Raw genomic sequence first — 18063 nt, 5'->3', positions numbered from 1 at the left:
CAGGAAGACCCCGCAGCGCTGCCCTCAGTCGGCGAACAGTCCCCGGATGTCGTCGGCCCCGATCGCCGTGCTCATCGCACCGTCGCCGTCGATCACCTGGGCGAACAGCTCGGCCTTGCGCGCCTTGAGCTCCATGACCTTCTCCTCGATCGTGTCGGTGGCGACGAGGCGGTAGACGTGGACGTGGGCGGTCTGGCCGATCCGGTGGGCGCGGTCGACGGCCTGGGCCTCGGCGGCCGGGTTCCACCACGGGTCGAGGACGAAGACGTAGTCGGCCTCGGTGAGGGTGAGGCCGACGCCGCCGGCCTTGAGGGAGATCAGGAAGACGGGGGCGGCGCCGGAGCGGAACTCGTCGATGACGGCGCCGCGGTCGCGGGTGGACCCGTCGAGGTACGTCGTGACGATGTCGGCCGCGTCGAGGCGGGCGCGGACCCGGCCCAGGAACGAGGTGAACTGGCTGAACACGAGGGCGCGGTGGCCCTCGGCGGTGATCTCGGCGAGGTGGTCGACGAGGACGTCGAGCTTGGCCGAGCCGACCTTGTCGTGCTCGGCGTCGACCAGGGCGGGGTCGAGGGCGAGCTGGCGGAGCTTGGTCAGGGCGCTGAAGATGGCGACCCGGTTGCGGTCGAAGTCCTCGACCAGGCCGAGGATCCGCTGGCGCTCCTTGGCCAGGTGGGTGTCGTAGATCTTGCGGTGCTTGGGGTCGAGGTCGACCTCGAGGACCTGCTCCTGCTTGGGCGGCAGGTCGTCGGCGACGAGCTCCTTGGTACGCCGCAGCAGGAACGGCTTGATCCGGGCCCGGAAGCGGTCGAGGACGGCGGCGTCGGCGTCGCGCTCGACGGGCCGGACGACCTTGTCGGCGAAGGCGCGCGGCCACGGGTAGAGGCCGGGGACGGTGATCGAGAGCAGCGACCACAGCTCCATCAGCCGGTTCTCGAAGGGCGTGCCGGTGACGGCGAGCTTGAACGGCGCCTCGATGGTGCGCACCGCCTGGTAGGTCTTGCTCTGGTGGTTCTTGGCCTGCTGGGCCTCGTCGAGGACGACGCCCGACCACGCGACGCCGGCATAGCGCTCGTGGGCAAGCCGGAGCAGCGTGTAGGTGGTGACCACGATGTCGTGGTCGCGGGCGAGCGCCCCCACGTCGTCCGTACGGCGTCCGGCGATGCCGACGCGCAGCCCGGGCGCGTGCCGGGCGGCCTCGGAGGCCCAGGCGGTCACGACGCTGGTGGGGGCGACGACGAGGAAGGGCGCGTCGGTGGGGCGTTCGGTACGGGCGTGGGCGATGAGGGCGAGGACCTGGAGGGTCTTGCCCAGGCCCATGTCGTCGGCGAGGATCCCGCCGAGCCCGTGCTGCCACAGGAACGCCAGCCACCAGAAGCCCTCGCGCTGGTAGCTGCGCAGGTCGGTGACCAGGCCGCGCGGGGTGGGCTGGGGGATGTCGGTGAGGTCGCGCAGCGCGTGGGCGCGGTGGACCCACTCGGCGACCTGGGTGTCGACCAGGCCGGTCTCGGCGAGCTGGGCCCACAGGCCGAGGTCGTGATGACCGATGCCGATGTGCTCGCCGTCGCGCTCGCGCAGCTCGGCGGCGGCGTCGACGACCTCGCGCAGCCGGGCGAGCTCAGGGCGGTCGGTGGTGACGTAGAGCCCGCTCGGCAGCACCAGGAACTCCTGGTCGAGGGTGAGCGCGGCGAGCACGTCGGGCAGGGGGATCTGCTCGCCGTCGACGCTGACGGTGACCGCGAGGTCGAGCCAGTCGGTGGCGCCGGCCGCGTCGGCGTCGGCGGGCTCGACCAGGTCGAAGCGGATCTCGGGGGCGATGTCGGCCTCGCGGAAGTCGGGCCGCTCCTGCTCGACCACCCGTACCCCGGCCAGCGTGCGCAGGTGCGGCAGACCGTGGATCGCGAGCGCCAGGGCGTCGCCGTCGGCCATCGTGGCGGTGGTGAGCAGGCCGGGGGAGACGGTCTCGAGGATCGCGTGCTCGGCCGCCCGGTCGCGCACGCCGCCGAGCGGGTCGTGGCTGGTCAGCGAGCAGGTGCGCGCCTCCCCGCCGTCGCCGTCGCGGTCGTCGTCGCCGTACTGCCAGTGCCAGGCGAGCCCCGCCTTGGTCGCGCTGTGCCAGGTCACGGTGAGCACCAGCGTGGGCGCGAGCGGCTCGGGCAGCTCGACCGCGGACTCCTCGGCGCGCACGGGCAGGTGGCGCATCAGCCCCGGCAGGGCCGAGCGGAACGCCGCCAGGTCCGCCGGCGGTACGACGATGGGCGGCCCGTCGACGAGGTGGCGCAGCGCGGGCGGCACGGGCGCGGTGGTCGCGGCGAGCACGAGGTGGCGGTCCTCGACCAGGCCGACCACCGACGCCGGCGACCCGATCGGTACGACGGCGTCGCCGCGCCAGGTCCGCTCGCCCAGGGTGACGGCCGCGCGCAGCGTCGTCCCACCGTCGACGTCGGTGAGCTCGGCGACGACCTCGGCCGGCTCGTCGGCGATGGCCACCGAGCGCAGCGGTCGCGCGGGCAGCAGCGTGACGCCGGCGTCGCGGGCGTGGCGCAGCGCGCGCACCACGTGGTCGCCGAACTCGTCGAGCGAGGGCGCGACCCCCGCGTAGTAGTAGGAGCGGTGTCCCGACCACAGCGCGTGCAGCGCGGCGATCGCGTCGGCCTGCTCGGGCGGGAAGCCGGCCGCGCCGGACCCGAGCCCGATGTCGCTCCAGTCGGCGCCGGTCTTGATCCATGGCTTGTTCTTGCCCTGGCGCATCGGCCGGATCCGGATCGCCGGGCCGACCGAGCGATAGCTGGTGCGCCCCTCCTCGAGGCTGATCTCGAGCGCGAGCGGCACCTGCTCGACCGGACCGGCCTGCTGCTTGTCGAGCTCGGTGACCAGTCGCTCGAGCGAGCGCCGCCAGGTGGCCTCGCCGGCGGGCTGGGTGAAGGTCTGGCGCAGCGTCAGCGCCAGCGCGGCGCCGTGCTTGCAGGTCGAGCGGACCGGGCAGGTGCACACCGTGAACAGCCAGCCGGCGTAGTCGTCGGTGGGCGCCTCGGCGTGCAGCTGGACCTGGTAGGGCAGGTCGCGCGAGCCCTGCACCTCGGCGGTCGCGGTCACCGAGGAGGCGGTCAGCTGACCGATCTCGGGACGCCGTACGGCGCCCGCCGCGGCCACCTCGCGGGCGCGGTCGAGCGTGGCCGGGTCGAAGTGGCGGCCCAGGAACTCGTCGGTCAGCGTGGCGAGGACGTTCACGTGCGCCGCCGCTTCCCGGTGCCCTCGGGGAACGGCCAGGCCAGCGTGATCGAGGCGCCGGTGGCCAGCGCCGTCCAGCGCGCGGCGAAGTCGTCGTAGCGCGCGAAGAGCCGGTCGAGCAGGTCGCCGGCGAGGCCGCTCGCCTCGATGCTGCCCGGCCAGGCCGGGTCGGGCGCGCGCCGCCCGCGGGCGACCTCCCACAGCGCCACGCTGAGCGAGGCGAGCCGCTCGGAGCGCGCCATGTCGGCGGACTCCTGGGACGTCGGCGTCCGCCGGTTCTTGAGCGAGGCCCGGCGGGCCTTGGGGTCGACCGGCCAGAAGAGCCCGTCGTCGCCGTCGGCGGCCGCGAGCCGGCCGTAGACCCCGCCGCGCAGGCCCTCCTCGATCTCGACGAGCAGGTGTGCGACGTCGTGCGGCACCGCGTCGTCGTGACCGGGCCCGTTGCGCGGCGCGAGCGCGGCGCCGGCCGACCGGTCCACCGCGATCTCGTAGCGGCCGGTGAGCTTGGTGAAGGTCACCTGCACGGGGGCCTGCTCACTCGCCGCGCTCCCCGCCCGGCACCCAGAGCACGTCGCCCTCGGCCCGGTTGGCGTGCCGGGCGAGGATGAAGACGAGGTCGGAGAGCCGGTTGAGGTAGGTGATCGCGATCTTGTTCATCGCCTCGCCGTGCACCTCGTAGGCCGCCCACGCGCCCCGCTCGGCGCGGCGGATCACGGTGCGCGCGACGTGGAGGTGCGCGGCGCCGGGGGTGCCGCCGTTGAGGATGAAGGAGCGCAGCTTGGGCAGGTGCTCGTTGTACTCGTCGCACCAGCGCTCGAGCCGGTCGACGTAGTCCTGCTCGATGCGCAGCGGCGGGTACTCCGGGTCGGGCACGACCGGCGTGCACAGGTCGGCGCCCACGTCGAAGAGGTCGTTCTGGACGCGGGTCAGGACGCGCACGACGTCCTCCTCGAGCCCGCCGGTGGCGAGGGCGACGCCGAGGTGGGCGTTGGCCTCGTCGACGTCGGCGTAGGCGAGCAGGCGCAGGTCGGTCTTGGTGGTGACGCTCATGTCGCCGAGCCGGGTCTCTCCGGCGTCGCCGGTACGGGTGTAGATCCGCGTCAGGTTGACCATGTTCGGAGCGTAGTCGCGAGGGCCGACGGAAAAAAGTCGGTCCGGGGTGCAACCGATCGGACTGCTGGCGCGTCATGGTGGGTAACAGGTGGGAGACACGACTGACATCTCGGGAGGGAAACCATGAGAGTGCGACAGTCGACCCCTGTCCGGATCGAGAGCGTCCCGGGGGAGCCGGTCCTGCTCCTGGGCGGCGATCTGGACGTCCGCAGCACCGGTGAGCTGCGCGCCGCCGTCCACGACCACATCCGCCGCTGCGGCATCGACCGGATCAGCCCGGTCATCATCGACGTGAGCGCCGTGCGCTCCGTCGACGCCACCGCGCTCAAGGTGCTCGCCGCGGCGAGCCGCCAGGCCCAGCAGTACGGCGTCCGCGTGGTCCTGCGTGGTGCCCGCCCGGCCGTGCGCCGCATGCTCCACCTCACCCACCTGATCCGGCTGATCGAGCTCGAGCGCGAGCCGGTCCCCGCCTGAGCACCCCCGTCCGGGGGTGGGGGCTGTGCAGTACCCCACACGTCCGGACCGTTACCAAGCGGTAGCAATCGTCCTAGTCTTCGCTCTATGAGCACCACGCCCGAGGCAGCCCGCGGTACCGAGAAGGCCACCCAGTCCAAGGACCGCCCGTGGGTGATGCGGACCTACGCCGGCCACTCGACCGCGGAGGCGTCCAACGCGCTGTACCGGACCAACCTGGCCAAGGGCCAGACCGGTCTGTCGGTCGCCTTCGACCTGGTCACCCAGACCGGCTACGACCCGGACAGCCCGATGGCGCGCGGCGAGGTCGGCAAGGTCGGCGTACCGATCCCGCACCTGGGCGAGATGCGCAAGCTCTTCGACCAGATCCCCGTGATCGAGATGAACACCTCGATGACGATCAACGCCGTCGCGATGTGGATGCTCGCGATGTACCAGGTGGTCGCCGAGGAGCAGAACCCCGAGATGGAGCCGGCCGAGGTCGCCCAGCTCCTCGCGGGCACCACCCAGAACGACATCATCAAGGAGTACCTCTCGCGCGGGACCTACGTGTTCCCGCCGGAGGCGTCCCTGCGGCTGATCGCCGACATGATCGCCTACACGGTCAACTACATCCCGAAGTGGAACCCGATCAACATCTGCAGCTACCACCTGCAGGAGGCCGGGGCGACGCCCACCCAGGAGCTCGCCTACGCGCTGTGCACCTCGATCGCCGTCCTCGACCAGGTCAAGAACTCGGGCCAGGTCAGCGACGAGGACTTCGAGAAGGTCGTCGGCCGGATCTCGTTCTTCGTCAACGCCGGCGTGCGGTTCATCGAGGAGACGTGCAAGATGCGCGCCTTCACCGAGCTCTGGGACGAGATCACCCAGGAGCGCTACGGCGTCCAGGACGCCAAGATGCGCCGCTTCCGCTACGGCGTCCAGGTCAACAGCCTCGGCCTGACCGAGGCGCAGCCCGAGAACAACGTCCAGCGGATCGTGCTGGAGATGCTCGGCGTGACGCTGTCCAAGAAGGCGCGGGCGCGCGCCGTCCAGCTGCCGGCCTGGAACGAGGCGCTCGGCCTGCCCCGTCCGTGGGACCAGCAGTGGTCGCTGCGCCTGCAGCAGGTGCTGGCGTTCGAGTCGGACCTGCTCGAGTACGAGGACATCTTCGACGGCTCGCACGTCATCGAGGCCAAGGTCGCCGAGCTCAAGGCCGGCGCGCGCGCCGAGATGGACCGGGTCCAGGCCATGGGCGGCGCGATGGGCGCGGTCGACTACATGAAGTCCGAGCTGGTCTCCTCCCACGCCCGGCGCCGGGCCCGGATCGAGGACGGCGAGGAGATCATCGTCGGCGTCAACAAGTTCGAGACCACCGAGCCCAGCCCGCTGACCGCCAACCTCGACGACGCGATCATGACCGCGGACCCCAAGGCCGACGAGGCCGCCCGGGCCTCCGTCGCGGCCTGGAAGGCCCAGCGCGACGAGACCGCGGTCGCCGAGGCGCTCGCCCACGTCGCCGAGGTCGCCAAGTCCGGTGAGAACCTGATGCAGGCCACGCTCGCCGCGGCCCGCGCGGGCGCCACCACGGGGGAGTGGGCCGGCGTGCTGCGCGAGGTCTTCGGCGAGTTCCGGGCGCCCACGGGCGTGGCCGGTGCCGTCGGCGTGGCCGCCGCGGGCGCCGAGCTGACCGCTGTCCGCGAGGCCGTGCGCACCACCGGCGAGGAGCTCGGCGGCCGGCTGCGCCTGCTCGTCGGCAAGCCGGGCCTCGACGGGCACTCCAACGGCGCCGAGCAGGTCGCCGTCCGGGCGCGCGACGCGGGCTTCGAGGTCATCTACCAGGGCATCCGGCTCACCCCGGAGCAGATCGTCGCGGCCGCCGTGGCCGAGGACGTCCACTGCGTGGGCCTCTCGATCCTGTCCGGCTCGCACATGGAGCTCGTGCCCGCCGTCCTCGACGGCCTCAAGGCCGCCGGCATGGGCGAGGTCCCCGTCATCGTCGGCGGGATCATCCCCGACTCCGACGGCAAGGCCCTCCTCGACCTCGGTGTCGCCGCGGTCTACACGCCCAAGGACTTCGGGCTCACCGAGATCATGGGCGGCATCGTCGAGGTCATCCGCAAGGCCAACGACCTGGACTGAGCCCGGCCCGCCGTACGACGCTCAGTCGGCCGCGATCACCTGCGCCAACGACGCGGGGTCGCGGCCGACGACCGTCGTACCGTCGGAGGCGGTGAGGATCGGGCGCTGGATGAGCTTCGGGTGCTCCGCCATCAGCGCCAGCCACGCCCCGCGCTCGGCGCTGTCCTTGGCGGGGAGGGTGACGCCCAGCTTGCGGGCGTCGGCAGTGCGCGCGATGTCCCACGGCTCGAGCCCGAGCCGGCCCAGCACGTCCTCGAGCTCGGCGACCGTCGGCGGCTCGTCGAGGTAGCGGCGCACGGTGTAGTCGGCGCCGGCCGCCTTGAGCTCGCTCTCGGCGGTGCGGCACTTGGAGCAGGCGGGGTTGAGCCAGATCTCGATCACGCCCGCACCCTAGCGCCGCCCGTACGAGGGCTGCCGGGCGTGACGCGCGTCCCTGGTGACCCACGTCACGTTGATTAGGTCTGCCTACCCTCAGTCGCCTACCCTGCTGCTCGTGGGCAAGGACAAGAAGAAGTCGAAGGGGAAGGTGCGCAAGCTCCCCAAGACGAAGTGCTGCGTGTCGAAGTCGCGCTGCGGTCGCTGCCCCATCCGCATGCTCAAGGAGGGCACCCTCCCCGAGGGCTACACCGTCAAGAAGCGCGTGCTGGTCCGCGCCGACGGCAAGAAGGTCACCAAGAAGAGCCTGCAGAAGGCCGCCTGAGCCGACCCGGTCACCCGGGACTCGCGTCCCTGTCCGGGCGGGCGCCCGCTGCTCCATACTCGGCGCATGAGACCGCGCCGGCGCCTGTGGGGTCCGGTGGCCACCGCCGGTCTGCTGCTGTCGTGGGCGGCGATCCTGGGCTCGCTCGTCGGCCTCGTGCTGCGCCCGGTCGGGCGCGGTGAGCCGTTCGCGATCGACGACCTCGTCTACGTGCTCGAAGGCGTGGTGGCGCTCGTCAACGGTGTCGTCGCGGCGCTCGTGCTCAGCCGGCGCCAGCACGTCGTCGGCTGGATCTTCGCGCTCGTCGCGCTCGGCTTCACCCTGGCCCTGGTGACCGGCCAGCTCGCGGTCGCGGGTGTCGGCTCGCCGGGGGTGCACGCGGTGCTCGCGCACGCGCCGTACTGGGTCTGGGTGCCGGGGGCGTACGCCGCCGCGCTGGTGCTGCCGTGGGCGCTGCGGGCCGGGCACCCGCCGCTGCTGCCGGTCGTCGTGGGTGGGGTCGTCGCCGTGGGGACCACACTTATCCGGCTCCTGCACCAGCAGCCCGACGCTCCGCCGCACCCGTGGGCGGTGGGGGCCGCGACCGACCGCGTGCTGACCGGCGTCGGACGCGCGCTGCTGGTCGTCACGGTGGTGCTCGCCGCGGCCGCCCTGGCCTCGCTGGTCCGCCGCGCGCTCGCGGGGGACCGTGCCGAGCGGACTGCCTCGGCCTGGGTCGCGGTCGGTCTGGGCCTGCTGGCGATCGCCTTCGTTGGGCTGCGGCTCACGCCGGTCGACGCCGTCGGGTTCACCGACGTGCTGGAGGCGGCGCTGTTCCTCTTCCTCGGCTCCCAGCTGATGATCCCGGTCGCCGCGCTGACCGTCGTCCTGCGTGGGCGGATGTGGGGCCTGGATGTCGCGGTCTCGCGGGCGACCGTGTGGGCGATGCTGACCGCGCTGGTCGTGGTCGCCTACAGCGCCGTGGTGTGGCTGTGGGGCCGGCTGATGCCCTCCGACGACCGCTTCGGCGGCTATCTCTCCGTGGGCCTGCTCGCCCTCGCCGTCCAGCCCGTACGACGCGGGGTGCAGCGCGAGGTCGACCGGCTCGTCTACGGCCAGGCGCCCGACCCGGCCGCCGTGCTGCGCACCTTCGCCGAGGACGGCGCCGTGCCGCGCACGCCGGGCGAGAGCCTCCAGGCGCTCGCCGAGGCGCTGGCGTCGAGCCTGCGCCTCGGGCACGTCGCCATCGTCTCGGACCCGGCGCCGGCCGGACCCGACGGACCCGACGCGCGGGTCGGCGCTGCGCCGGACGAGGCGCGTGAGGGGCTGCTGGTGCTGCCGCTCCAGGTCGGGGACCGGCGCCGCGGCGAGCTCCGGATCGGCCCGCGCCCGGGGACCCGGCTCGACGAGCGCACCCGGCGCCTGGCCGAGGGGCTGACCGGCCTGGTCGCGATCACGCTCGAGGTGGCCCAGGTCAACGCGGCGCTCGACCGGGCCCGCTCGCGCCTGGTCGAGGTCCGCCACGAGGAGCGCCGCCTGCTGCGCCGCGAGCTGCACGACAGCCTGGGGCCGAGCCTGGCCGGGGTCGGCCTGGGGCTCACCGCGGTCGAGCAGATGGGCGACGACCAGCGGGCCGCCCGCTCCGAGCTCATCGGACGGCTGCGCACCGAGCTGGTCCGTCGTACCGAGGACATGCGGACCATGGCCCGCGCGCTGCTGCCGCCCGCGCTCGACGACGGCGACCTCGTCGGGGCCGTCGGGACGCTCGTCGAGCGCATCGGCGGGCACGGCCTCGCCATCGACACCGACCTGCGCGACGTCGACCGGCTCGCGCCGCGGACCCAGGTCGCGGTCTACCTCATCGTCTCCGAGGCGCTGCTCAACGTGCGCCGGCACGCGGACGCCACCCGGTGCCTGGTCGAGGTGCGCGGCACCGGTCCCACCGTCGTCCGGGTCAGCGACGACGGCGCCGGGCTCGACCCGGCCGCGCGGCCCGGGGTCGGGATCGCGTCGATGCGCGAGCGGGCCGAGGAGCTGGGCGGCGCGCTCGCCCTCGCCGGGGACGGCCCCGGCACGACCATCGAGGTGAGGATCCCGTGACCGACATCCGCATCGTCATCGTCGACGACCACCCGATCTTCCAGCTGGGCCTGGCGGCGGCGCTGGAGTCCCTGGACGGGCTGACGGTCGTGGGCCGGGCGAGCACGGAGGACGAGGCGGTCGCCGTGGTCGCCCGCGAGCGCCCGGACGTCGTCGTGATGGACCTCGACCTCGGCGCCGGCTCGGGCGTCGAGGCGACGCGCGCGATCACCGCCGACCAGCCGGGGGTCGCGGTCCTCGTCGTCACCATGCTCGGCGACGACGACTCGCTGTTCGCCTCGATCCGGGCCGGGGCTCGCGGCTACGTCCTCAAGGGCGCCGACCACGAGGACGTCGAGCGCGCGGTCCGCGCCGTCGCGCGCGGCGAGGTGCTCTTCGGCGCCGATGTCGCGAGCCGCGCGATCGCGCTGGTCAGCGGGACCCAGGCCCGCTCGGTCTCCTCGCCGTTCCCCGAGCTGACCGACCGGGAGAGCGAGGTGCTCGACCTGGTCGCGCGCGGCTACGACAACGCGACCATCGCGCGCCGGCTGGTGCTGAGCAACAAGACGATCCGCAACTACGTCTCGGGCATCCTCGCCAAGCTGCACGCCTCCGACCGCAGCGCGCTCATCGTCCGGGCGCGGGAGGCGGGCATGGGCTCGCCGGATCCCGTGAGCTGAGGACCGTCGTCCCTGTCCGGGCCCCTGCCGGGACCGGAAGCGTCGGTGCCGCCGGTCGCGAGCGCGACCGGGCGGCGTACGCCGCGCAGCAGAAGGACGACACCATGACGACACGTCCCCAGGAGCACGGGGCGAGCACCCTGCCCACCGAACGACCCACCCGGCGCGGGTGGTGGCCGATGTGGGCCACCGCCGCCGGCGCCCTCGGCTTCGTCGCCAGTGCCCTCATCGACGAGCGCCCGGACGTCGGCAGCACCGAGGCGGTCACGCCCGAGCTGGTCGATCGGCTGTCCACCGGCCCCTTCCATCTCGCGCTCGTGTGCGGCTACCTCGCCGTCGCGGCGCTGATCGTGCTGGCCGGGCTGTGGCGGCGCAACGTCGAGCACCGCTTTTCGGGCTCGGCCGGCGCCTCGATCGTCCACGCCGGCCTCGTCGCGTCGGCGGCTGGGCTCTCGCTGGCCTACGGCTGGAAGGGCGCGCTGAGCCGCTACCTCGAAGCGGGCCCCGAGCACGCGACCTTCGACGAGCGCGGGACGTTCGTCCGCACCCAGGAGAGCGCCGCCACCGGACCCGTCACCGGCGCGCTCACCGTGTCCGGTGCGCCCCGCATCGCCGGGACGGCCCGCGTCGGCGCGACCCTCACCGCGACGCCCGGCACCTACGCGCCCGCCGCGACCGGCCTGTCCCGGCAGTGGCTGCGCGACGGCGTACCGATCGCGGGGGCGACGGGGACGACCTACCGGCTGACGGCGGCGGACGCCGGGCACCGGGTCGTCGTACGGGAGACGGGGGCGCGGACTGGCTGGGACGACGTCACCACCGCATCGACCGCGACCGCGCCCGTCGTCAAGGCCGTCGCGACCGGCCGGGTCGGCGCGACCGTCCGCAAGCGCACCGTGCGCCTGCGGGTCGCGCTCACCGCGCCGGGCGTCGTACCGACGGGGGTGGTGACGGTCCGCCGCGGCGGCACGACGGTGCGCGGCACCTGGACGCTGCGCAACGGCGCCGCCGAGATCGTGCTGCGCAAGCAGCCGCACGGCAAGCAGCGCTACGCCCTCACCTATGCCGGCGATCACGGCGTCGCGGGGCTCCGGCTGGCCGTCGTACGGGTGCGGATCCCCTAGGCTGGCGCCATGGCTGCCCCGCGCTTCACCGACCTCCTCAACGCTCAGATCGGCAACGAGTTCGCCGCCCACAACCAGTACCTCGCCTGCGCGGTGTACTACGACGGGCTGACGATGCCGCAGCTGGCCGGGTTCTTCTACGGCCAGGCCCTCGAGGAGCGCCAGCACGCCTTGATGATGGTCCAGTACCTGCTCGACACCGACGCTCCGGTCGAGATCCCGGGCGTCGACGCCCCGGTCTCCTCGTTCGAGGACATCGTCGCCCCGGTCCAGCTCGCGCTGGCCCAGGAGAAGAACGTCACCGAGCAGATCAACGCCCTGTTGCGCACCGCCCGCGAGGAGAACGACTTCGCCTCCGAGCAGTTCATGCAGTGGTTCATCAAGGAGCAGGTCGAGGAGGTCGCCACGATGAACGACCTGCTCGCCGTGGTCACCCGCAGCAAGGACGACATCAACGCCATCGAGGACTGGGTCGCCCGCGAGCAGGGCGGCGCCGACACCGACCCCACCGCGCCCCCGGTCGCCGGTCAGGCCTGAGGTCGCTCCGGCCGGGCGTGACGGCGGCGGTACAGCACCACCGCCGTCGCGATCCCGGCCGCCAGCCCGACCAGCCCCCCGATCCCGGGCGCCTGGTCGCCCCCGATCGCGAGGCCCAGCACGAGGCCGAGCGCGCTCGCGGCGATGGCGAGGCTGGCGATGGCGACGTTGAAGAACATCTCGCGGAAGTAGACGCGGGAGAAGCTCTCCTGGCGCTCCTGCTGCTGCGGCGCGGGCCGGGCCGCGGCTGGTGCGGCGGCCGGTGTGGGCGCTGGTGCGGGCGGGGTGGGCGTCGTACCGGGGATGGGGAGGGCCTTGACCACCGCCGTCACCGGGAGCCGCCCGTAGATGTGCGGGAAGGTCTCGCTCACGCCCGGCGCGGGCGCCTCCTCGACCACCGGTACGTCGAGCAGGTCGGTGTCGATGTGCAGCAGCACCAACGGCTCGGTCACGCCGGCGTAGAACCGGTCGCGCACCCCCGTCCACTGGTCCGCACGGCTGGCGTGGATGAACCCCTCCTCGGCGAGCGTGCGGCCCAGCGTCGAGGTCGTGTACGCCCCGGACTGCTGCGCCGCGGCCCACTCCGAGGCGAGGGCGAGGTGGAAGATCGTGGCCATCGCCGCCCATCCTCGCACCGCGGCGCCGTCGACTGACGGACCTACGCGCGGGGTGGGCCCAGATCAGCCGGTCCTCGGCGGCCGACGACCTCTGCCATGATCGACGAGTGACCAACTCGGCCCGAGCTCGCTGGGCGGCGCTCCCGTATCCGCGGGTGAGCAGGCAGTCGTTCGTGGACGCAGAGCTGACGTCCGTCGTCGCGGCAGGGATCTACGACCGCGTGGACTTCAGCCGGGCGGACCTGCGGCTCGCGACCCTTCGGGCGTCCTTCAAGATGTGCACCTTCAGAGGGGCCGACCTTCGCGGCGCGAACCTCGCGGGGGCGTGGTTGGCCGGGTGCGACCTGAGCGGTGCTGACCTCCGTGACGCCGACTTGGCGGGCGTTCGCTTCACGTACGTCAACACAGGCTCCGACAACGGGCGCACGGACCTCACCGGTGCCAGGTTCGAGGGAGCCGACCTCACGGGCGCGTCGTTCGAGCGGGTGATCGGCTACGAGTCGACCGGCGACCACGTGGTCGGCTAGAACAGCCGGTCCTCGGCGTTGTCGATCCCGCGCAGCGCGTCGTAGTCCACGACCGCGCACGCGATCCCGCGGTCCTCGGCCAGCACGCGCGCCTGCGGCTTGATCTCCTGGGCCGCGAACACCCCGCGTACGGCGCCCTTGGTGGTGAGCAGCGGGTCGCGGTTGAGGAGCTCGAGGTAGCGGGTGAGCTGCTCGACGCCGTCGATCTCGCCGCGCCGCTTGATCTCGACCGCGACGCTGAGGCCCGCGTCGTCGCGGCACATCAGGTCGACCGGGCCGATGGCGGTGGGGAACTCGCGGCGTACCAGCGTCAGGCCGGGGGCGAGGGTGGCGGGGTGCTCGGCGAGGAGCTCCTGGAGGTGCTTCTCGACGCCGTCCTTCTGCAGGCCCGGGTCGATGCCGAGGTCGTGCTGGGAGTCGTGGTGGATCTCCTCGATGAGGATCCGCAGGGTGTCGGGGGTGGCGCCCTTGGCGGCCTTGGCGGTGACGGTCCACTCGACCTGGCCCTCGTCGGTGCTGCCCTCGCGGACGGTGCAGGGCGGCGACATCCAGTTGAGGGGCTTGTACGAGCCGCCGTCGGAGTGGACGAGGACCGAGCCGTCGGCCTTGATCATCAGCACCCGGGTGGCCATGGGGAGGTGTGCGGTCAATCGGCCTGCATAGTCCACCTGGCAACGCGCCACGACGAGTCTCACGAGCCAGCAACATACCCTCAGGCCCGTGGAGATCGAGCCGGACCGTCCCTGGTGGCGCCCCGAGCCCGGCAGTACGACGACCTGGCTGCTCGCGGTCCGCGTCCAGCCGGGCGCCTCCCGCACCGGTGCGGTGGGGCCGGCCGGGCCCGGGGGAGACGAGCTCAAGGTGCGGTTGGCGTCGCCGCCGGTGGACGGGCGGGCCAACGACGAGCTGGTGCGGTGGCTGGCCAAGGAGATCGGCGTACCGCGCTCGGCGGTGACGTTGGTGCGCGGGCAGCGGTCGCGCTCGAAGGTGGTGCGGATCGCCGTACCGTGACCGCGGGACTGGGTCTCTGTGATGTCCGTCTCGATCGCGGATCCTTGGTTACCGACGGGTAGTCACGGCCCTCGGTGAGTGTCAGAATCCGGCCCATGACTTCGAGCGAGCAGATCTTCAACACGCTGGTGCTGCCGTACCTCAACCATGCGGTGCGCACCTACGAGTCGGGGTACGCCTCCGTGGCCGACATCGACGCCGCCATGCGCTTCGGCTGCGGCTACCCCAAGGGTCCGCTGACGGTCGTCGACGAGATCGGCGCCGCCCAGGTCCGCGACCTGCTGGCCGCCCGGTACGCCGAGACCGGCGACCACCTGCACGAGCCGGCGGGCCTGCTCGACAAGCTCGTCGCCGAGAACCGCACGTTCGCCGACGAGGCCGCGGCGGCCGGTGGCGGCGCGGCGCCGGAGTTCAAGCACGAGATCAAGACCGTGGGTGTCGTGGGCACCGGCACGATGGCCTCGGGCATCGTCCAGGTCTTCGCCCAGGCCGGCTACGACGTGATCTACGTCGGCCGCAGCCAGGACAAGCTCGACGGCGTCCTGGGCTACATCACCAAGAACCTCGACCGCGCCATCGCCAAGGGCAAGAGCACCGAGGGCGACAAGGACGCGCTGCTGGGCCGGCTGACCGGCTCGACCGAGCGTGAGGCGCTCGGCGGCGTCGACATCGTCGTCGAGGCGATCGCCGAGGACCTCGAGATCAAGCTCGAGCTGTTCCGCGACCTCGACCGGATCGCCAAGCCCGGCGCGATCCTGGCGACCACGACGTCGTCCCTGCCGATCACCAAGCTGGGCGAGGCGACGAGCCGCCCGCAGGACGTCATCGGCATGCACTTCTTCAACCCGGCCCCGGTCATGAAGCTCGTCGAGATCATCACCACCGCCGACACCTCCGCCGACGTCGACGAGACCGTGCGCGCGCTGACCGCCAACGTGGCCAAGGTCGGCGTCTCTGCCGGTGACCGCGCGGGCTTCATCGTCAACCTGCTGCTGTTCCCCTACCTCAACGACGCGGTCAAGCTGCTCGAGTCGGGCGAGGAGATGGCGACCATCGACGCCGCCATCAAGGAGACCGCCGCCTTCCCGATGGGCCCGTTCGAGCTGCTCGACGTGGTCGGCAACGACGTCTCGCTGGCCATCCAGAAGGAGCTGCACGGCGAGTTCGGCGAGCCGGGCTTCGCGCCGGCCGCGACACTGGTCGCCAAGGTCGACGCGGGCGAGCTCGGCCGCAAGACCAAGAAGGGCTTCCACGACTACGCCTGACACAATGGCGGCGTGACGCTTCACCACACGGCTCTCGGCACGACCGGGAGCCGTGTGGTCTTTCTGCACGGTCTCTTCGGCCAGGGCAAGAACTGGACCGGCATCGCCAAGCAGCTCGCCGAGCGGCACCGGGTGCTGCTGATCGACCTGCCCCACCACGGCCGCTCGCCGTGGCCGGCGCGCTTCGACTTCGCCGAGGTCGCCGAGCAGGTCGTCGCGACGCTGCCCGACGACGAGCCGGTGACGCTCGTCGGGCACTCGCTCGGCGGCAAGGTCGCCATGGTGCTGGCGCTGCTGCACCCCGAGCGGGTCGCGCGGCTGGTGGTCGCGGACATCTCGCCGGTCGACTACGAGGCGAGCCGGGAGTTCCCGGGCTACATCTCCGCGATGCGCGACCTCGACCTGACCCAGGTGGTGCAGCGGGCGGACGCCGAGCGGCTGCTCGCGCCCGCCGTGCCGGACCCGACGGTGCGCTCGTTCCTGCTCCAGAACCTGCGTCGCGACGCCGCCGCGCCGGCCGGATGGAGCTGGCAGGTCAACCTCGACGTCCTCGACCGGGACCTCCCGGTCATCAGCGCCTGGCCCGCCCACCGCCTCGCCACCGTGCCGCCGTACGACGGGCCGGTGCTCTGGCTGGCGGGCGGGCGCTCCGACTACGTCCGGCCGGAGTACGACGCCGCGATGGACCGCTGGTTCCCCCGCAACCGCAAGGTGACCCTCAAGGACACCGGGCACTGGCTGCACTCCGAGCGTCCCGAGCTCTTCCTCGAGGTCCTCAAGCGGTTCCTGGGGGACTAGGACGGCCCGTCACCAGATCTGCTCGGCGTACTCCGGGTGGTCGATGAACGGGTTCCGGTTGCCCTGGTAGTCGTCGTAGACGAGGTCGTTGCGCGCCCGCTCGGCGTTCGAGACCGGGTCCGCGGCGCTCCACGCGAGCAGCACCGAGATCTTGCCCAGGTACGGCGTCGTGCCGTTGGTGGTGTTGTTGAGCTCGAGGTCGGCGAACCCGTCGCCGCCCTCGTAGCGCACCGCCATGTACATCAGTCCGCGGGCGACGTCGCCCTTGACCGCGTCGCGCGGCTCGAACGAGTCGGCGTCGGTGAAGCAGCCGGAGCACTGGGCGACGGGGGAGCCGCCGTTGTCGAAGTCCTTGTTGCCGCGGGTGGAGTTGACGGTGACGTCCTCGGGGCGCAGGTGGTGCAGGTCGGTGCCCGGGCCGGCCGACGTACCGAAGTTGCCGTGGCTCTGGGGCCAGGTGTGCTCGCGGTTCCAGTTGCCGGTGCTGCCGCCGTTGCTGGACTTCGGGACCGAGCGACCGGAGTAGAACTCGATCACGTTGCTGCTGTTGGCCGGGTCCTGGTCGGTGACCTTGAGCGCGTCCCAGACCTGGGCGTAGGTCAGGGTCCGGTTGCCGTCGATGATCCCGTGCAGCGCGGTGGCCAGGGCGGCGCCGGTCTTGCCGGCGGCGGCGTCGTAGTAGCCGGGTGGGATGCCGGGGTCGCTCGGCGTACCGGGGTCGGTGCCGCCGCCGGTGACCGTCGTGAAGACGGTGCCGCCGGTGAGCCCCGGGCGCGAGAAGTACGCCCCGAGCGTGCCGGTCACGTCGAGCTGCTTGCCGAGCAGGGACGGGTTCGACCTCAGCCCGTACGACGCGCGGAACGCCGCCGGGACCTGCACGTAGAGCATCGAGCCGGTCGCGGTGGTGCCGGGGGAGTCGGCGAGCGCGAGCGCGTAGTCGTTGGGGAACCCGCTGCGGACCACGGTCGAGGTCGCGGTGGGCTGGCCCACGACGTACCCGCGGACGGTGGCGGTCGAGCCGTTCTGGGTGCCGATCGCCTGGGCGACCGTCAGCGGTGTCGCGGCGGCGTCGGCGGGGTCGGCGCGCGGACCGACGAGGAGCAGGGAGGTGGCCAGGAGGGAGAGGAGGACGGCGTGCAGAGCGCGACGTCGCATCCCGAGCATGCGTGTCATGCCCGCGATCCTGACCCGGGGCGGGGTCGCTCCGCTAGCCCCGCGGGCGACTCGTCACGCGGTGCTCACCCGTCGTTGGCCTGGCGGGCGCGGTAGGCCGCGACGGCGTTGCGGTTGCCGCAGGCGACCGAGCAGAAGCGCTTGGAGCGGTTGCGGGACAGGTCGAGGACGATCCCCTCGCAGCCGTCGTCGGCGCAGATCGCGAGCCGCGACATCTCGTCGGCCCGGATCACGTCGATCATCGCCATCGCGGTCTCGACCGTGATCCGCTCGGCCAGCGGGCGCTCGGGGTCGACGGCGTGGAGGTGCCAGTCGTAGCCGTCGTGGCGGCGCAGCTGGGGGAGCGCGGACGCCTCGCGCAGCATGGCGTTGACGGTGTCGACGGCGTCGTCGCGGTCGGCGGTCAGCAGCGTGCGCAGCCGTGGGACGACGGCGTGGACGGCGGCCAGCTCGGCCTCGTCGCCGTCGTGGCGACCGGTGTAGCCGTGGTCGGAGAAGAAGGCCTCCAGCTCGTCGGGCGTGGTCAGCGAGACCGGCTCGAGGCGGGAGTTGACGAGCGCGACCGCGGCTTGGAGCGCGAGCGAGGTGTCATGGGCGAAAACCACTTTGACAGGTTACCGCATCCGGGCTTAGT

General features: G+C 72.7%; 19 protein-coding genes. 11 read left to right on the top strand and 8 right to left on the bottom strand.

What is annotated here, in order from left to right; translation table 11 throughout:
- Positions 1–24: 24 nt before the first annotated feature.
- From CCO04_RS29860 to CCO04_RS16970, 3 genes are read right to left on the bottom strand one after another with little or no spacing between them, the layout of a single operon-like run.
- The gene (locus tag CCO04_RS29860; RefSeq protein ID WP_215815302.1) at positions 25–3231 is read right to left on the bottom strand and encodes a DEAD/DEAH box helicase; all 3207 of its coding nucleotides are present in this window, start codon (positions 3229–3231) and stop codon (positions 25–27) included.
- Positions 3228–3755, bottom strand: coding sequence for a hypothetical protein (locus CCO04_RS16975; RefSeq protein WP_215815301.1), 528 nt, complete (start codon positions 3753–3755; stop codon positions 3228–3230). Before CCO04_RS16975 ends, CCO04_RS29860 begins: the two co-directional genes overlap by 4 nt.
- Before the next feature lie 10 nt (positions 3756–3765).
- Positions 3766–4344, bottom strand: a complete 579-nt coding sequence (locus tag CCO04_RS16970) for a cob(I)yrinic acid a,c-diamide adenosyltransferase (RefSeq protein ID WP_215815300.1) — start codon at positions 4342–4344, stop codon at positions 3766–3768.
- Between the two features lie 123 nt (positions 4345–4467).
- Here CCO04_RS16970 and CCO04_RS16965 point away from each other — a divergent pair, with 123 nt between their 5' ends.
- Together CCO04_RS16965 and CCO04_RS16960 are read left to right on the top strand one after the other, a co-directional pair.
- The gene (locus CCO04_RS16965; RefSeq protein ID WP_215815299.1) at positions 4468–4818 is read left to right on the top strand and encodes an STAS domain-containing protein; all 351 of its coding nucleotides are present in this window, start codon (positions 4468–4470) and stop codon (positions 4816–4818) included.
- Between the two features lie 87 nt (positions 4819–4905).
- On the top strand, positions 4906–6939 hold the full coding sequence (locus tag CCO04_RS16960) for a protein meaA (protein ID WP_215815298.1): 2034 nt from the start codon (positions 4906–4908) through the stop codon (positions 6937–6939).
- Positions 6940–6960: 21 nt separating this feature from the next.
- On the opposite strand, the gene CCO04_RS29855 is transcribed toward CCO04_RS16960, so the two are convergent.
- Positions 6961–7320 carry an ArsC/Spx/MgsR family protein gene (locus CCO04_RS29855; protein ID WP_308281295.1) on the bottom strand — a complete coding sequence of 120 codons (360 nt, stop codon included), beginning with the start codon at positions 7318–7320 and terminating at the stop codon, positions 6961–6963.
- Between the two features lie 112 nt (positions 7321–7432).
- Between CCO04_RS29855 and CCO04_RS16950 the strand changes: the two genes are divergently transcribed.
- The 5 genes from CCO04_RS16950 (at position 7433) to CCO04_RS16930 (ending at position 12038) form a co-directional block, all read left to right on the top strand.
- A complete protein-coding gene (locus CCO04_RS16950) occupies positions 7433–7639 on the top strand; it encodes a hypothetical protein (protein WP_215815676.1) in 207 nt (68 codons plus the stop codon).
- Between the two features lie 66 nt (positions 7640–7705).
- Positions 7706–9718 carry an ATP-binding protein gene (locus CCO04_RS16945; RefSeq protein ID WP_215815297.1) on the top strand — a complete coding sequence of 671 codons (2013 nt, stop codon included), beginning with the start codon at positions 7706–7708 and terminating at the stop codon, positions 9716–9718.
- Entirely contained in the window at positions 9715–10377 is a 663-nt protein-coding gene (locus CCO04_RS16940) for a response regulator transcription factor (RefSeq protein ID WP_215815296.1), read from the top strand. Before CCO04_RS16945 ends, CCO04_RS16940 begins: the two co-directional genes overlap by 4 nt.
- A gap of 104 nt (positions 10378–10481) precedes the next feature.
- Positions 10482–11501 carry an Ig-like domain repeat protein gene (locus CCO04_RS16935; RefSeq protein WP_215815295.1) on the top strand — a complete coding sequence of 340 codons (1020 nt, stop codon included), beginning with the start codon at positions 10482–10484 and terminating at the stop codon, positions 11499–11501.
- A 9-nt stretch (positions 11502–11510) separates the two neighbouring features.
- On the top strand, positions 11511–12038 hold the full coding sequence (locus tag CCO04_RS16930; RefSeq protein ID WP_215815294.1) for a ferritin: 528 nt from the start codon (positions 11511–11513) through the stop codon (positions 12036–12038).
- On the opposite strand, the gene CCO04_RS16925 is transcribed toward CCO04_RS16930, so the two are convergent.
- Positions 12029–12655: a DUF952 domain-containing protein gene (locus tag CCO04_RS16925; protein ID WP_215815293.1), complete on the bottom strand. Its 627-nt coding sequence runs from the start codon at positions 12653–12655 to the stop codon at positions 12029–12031. The two genes, CCO04_RS16930 and CCO04_RS16925, sit on opposite strands and share 10 nt — an antisense overlap.
- Before the next feature lie 173 nt (positions 12656–12828).
- Between CCO04_RS16925 and CCO04_RS16920 the strand changes: the two genes are divergently transcribed.
- A complete protein-coding gene (locus CCO04_RS16920) occupies positions 12829–13182 on the top strand; it encodes a pentapeptide repeat-containing protein (RefSeq protein WP_215815292.1) in 354 nt (117 codons plus the stop codon).
- Here the strand turns inward: CCO04_RS16920 and nucS are convergent.
- Complete coding sequence (gene nucS, locus CCO04_RS16915) at positions 13179–13877, bottom strand: endonuclease NucS (protein WP_215815291.1); 699 nt, start codon at positions 13875–13877, stop codon at positions 13179–13181. The genes CCO04_RS16920 and nucS overlap by 4 nt on opposite strands.
- Positions 13878–13902: 25 nt before the next feature.
- Between nucS and CCO04_RS16910 the strand changes: the two genes are divergently transcribed.
- The 3 genes from CCO04_RS16910 (at position 13903) to CCO04_RS16900 (ending at position 16256) form a co-directional block, all read left to right on the top strand.
- Complete coding sequence (locus CCO04_RS16910) at positions 13903–14193, top strand: DUF167 domain-containing protein (RefSeq protein WP_215815290.1); 291 nt, start codon at positions 13903–13905, stop codon at positions 14191–14193.
- A 95-nt stretch (positions 14194–14288) separates the two neighbouring features.
- Positions 14289–15458, top strand: coding sequence for a 3-hydroxyacyl-CoA dehydrogenase NAD-binding domain-containing protein (locus CCO04_RS16905; RefSeq protein ID WP_215815289.1), 1170 nt, complete (start codon positions 14289–14291; stop codon positions 15456–15458).
- A gap of 12 nt (positions 15459–15470) precedes the next feature.
- On the top strand, positions 15471–16256 hold the full coding sequence (locus tag CCO04_RS16900) for an alpha/beta fold hydrolase (protein ID WP_215815288.1): 786 nt from the start codon (positions 15471–15473) through the stop codon (positions 16254–16256).
- A gap of 9 nt (positions 16257–16265) precedes the next feature.
- Here CCO04_RS16900 and CCO04_RS16895 read toward each other — a convergent pair whose 3' ends face one another.
- Both CCO04_RS16895 and CCO04_RS29850 read right to left on the bottom strand, forming a co-directional pair.
- Complete coding sequence (locus CCO04_RS16895) at positions 16266–17429, bottom strand: endonuclease (protein WP_252373356.1); 1164 nt, start codon at positions 17427–17429, stop codon at positions 16266–16268.
- A 65-nt stretch (positions 17430–17494) separates the two neighbouring features.
- Positions 17495–18034 (bottom strand): CGNR zinc finger domain-containing protein, encoded by a 540-nt coding sequence (locus CCO04_RS29850; RefSeq protein WP_215815287.1) that lies wholly within the window; start codon positions 18032–18034, stop codon positions 17495–17497.
- Positions 18035–18063 lie beyond the last annotated feature (29 nt).

The organism is Pimelobacter sp. 30-1, assembly GCF_018831735.1.
Classification (GTDB): Bacteria; Actinomycetota; Actinomycetes; order Propionibacteriales; family Nocardioidaceae; genus Nocardioides.
This window is presented reverse-complemented; position numbering and strand designations above follow the sequence as displayed.

Coding starts and splice junctions, on each gene's coding strand:
- CCO04_RS16970 (WP_215815300.1), bottom strand. CDS start 4,344: ATGGTCAACCTGACGCGGATCTACACCCGTACCGGCGACGCCGGAGAG.
- CCO04_RS16965 (WP_215815299.1), top strand. CDS start 4,468: ATGAGAGTGCGACAGTCGACCCCTGTCCGGATCGAGAGCGTCCCGGGG.
- CCO04_RS16960 (WP_215815298.1), top strand. CDS start 4,906: ATGAGCACCACGCCCGAGGCAGCCCGCGGTACCGAGAAGGCCACCCAG.
- CCO04_RS16945 (WP_215815297.1), top strand. CDS start 7,706: ATGAGACCGCGCCGGCGCCTGTGGGGTCCGGTGGCCACCGCCGGTCTG.
- CCO04_RS16935 (WP_215815295.1), top strand. CDS start 10,482: ATGACGACACGTCCCCAGGAGCACGGGGCGAGCACCCTGCCCACCGAA.
- CCO04_RS16930 (WP_215815294.1), top strand. CDS start 11,511: ATGGCTGCCCCGCGCTTCACCGACCTCCTCAACGCTCAGATCGGCAAC.
- CCO04_RS16925 (WP_215815293.1), bottom strand. CDS start 12,655: ATGGCCACGATCTTCCACCTCGCCCTCGCCTCGGAGTGGGCCGCGGCG.
- CCO04_RS16905 (WP_215815289.1), top strand. CDS start 14,289: ATGACTTCGAGCGAGCAGATCTTCAACACGCTGGTGCTGCCGTACCTC.
- CCO04_RS16895 (WP_252373356.1), bottom strand. CDS start 17,429: ATGACACGCATGCTCGGGATGCGACGTCGCGCTCTGCACGCCGTCCTC.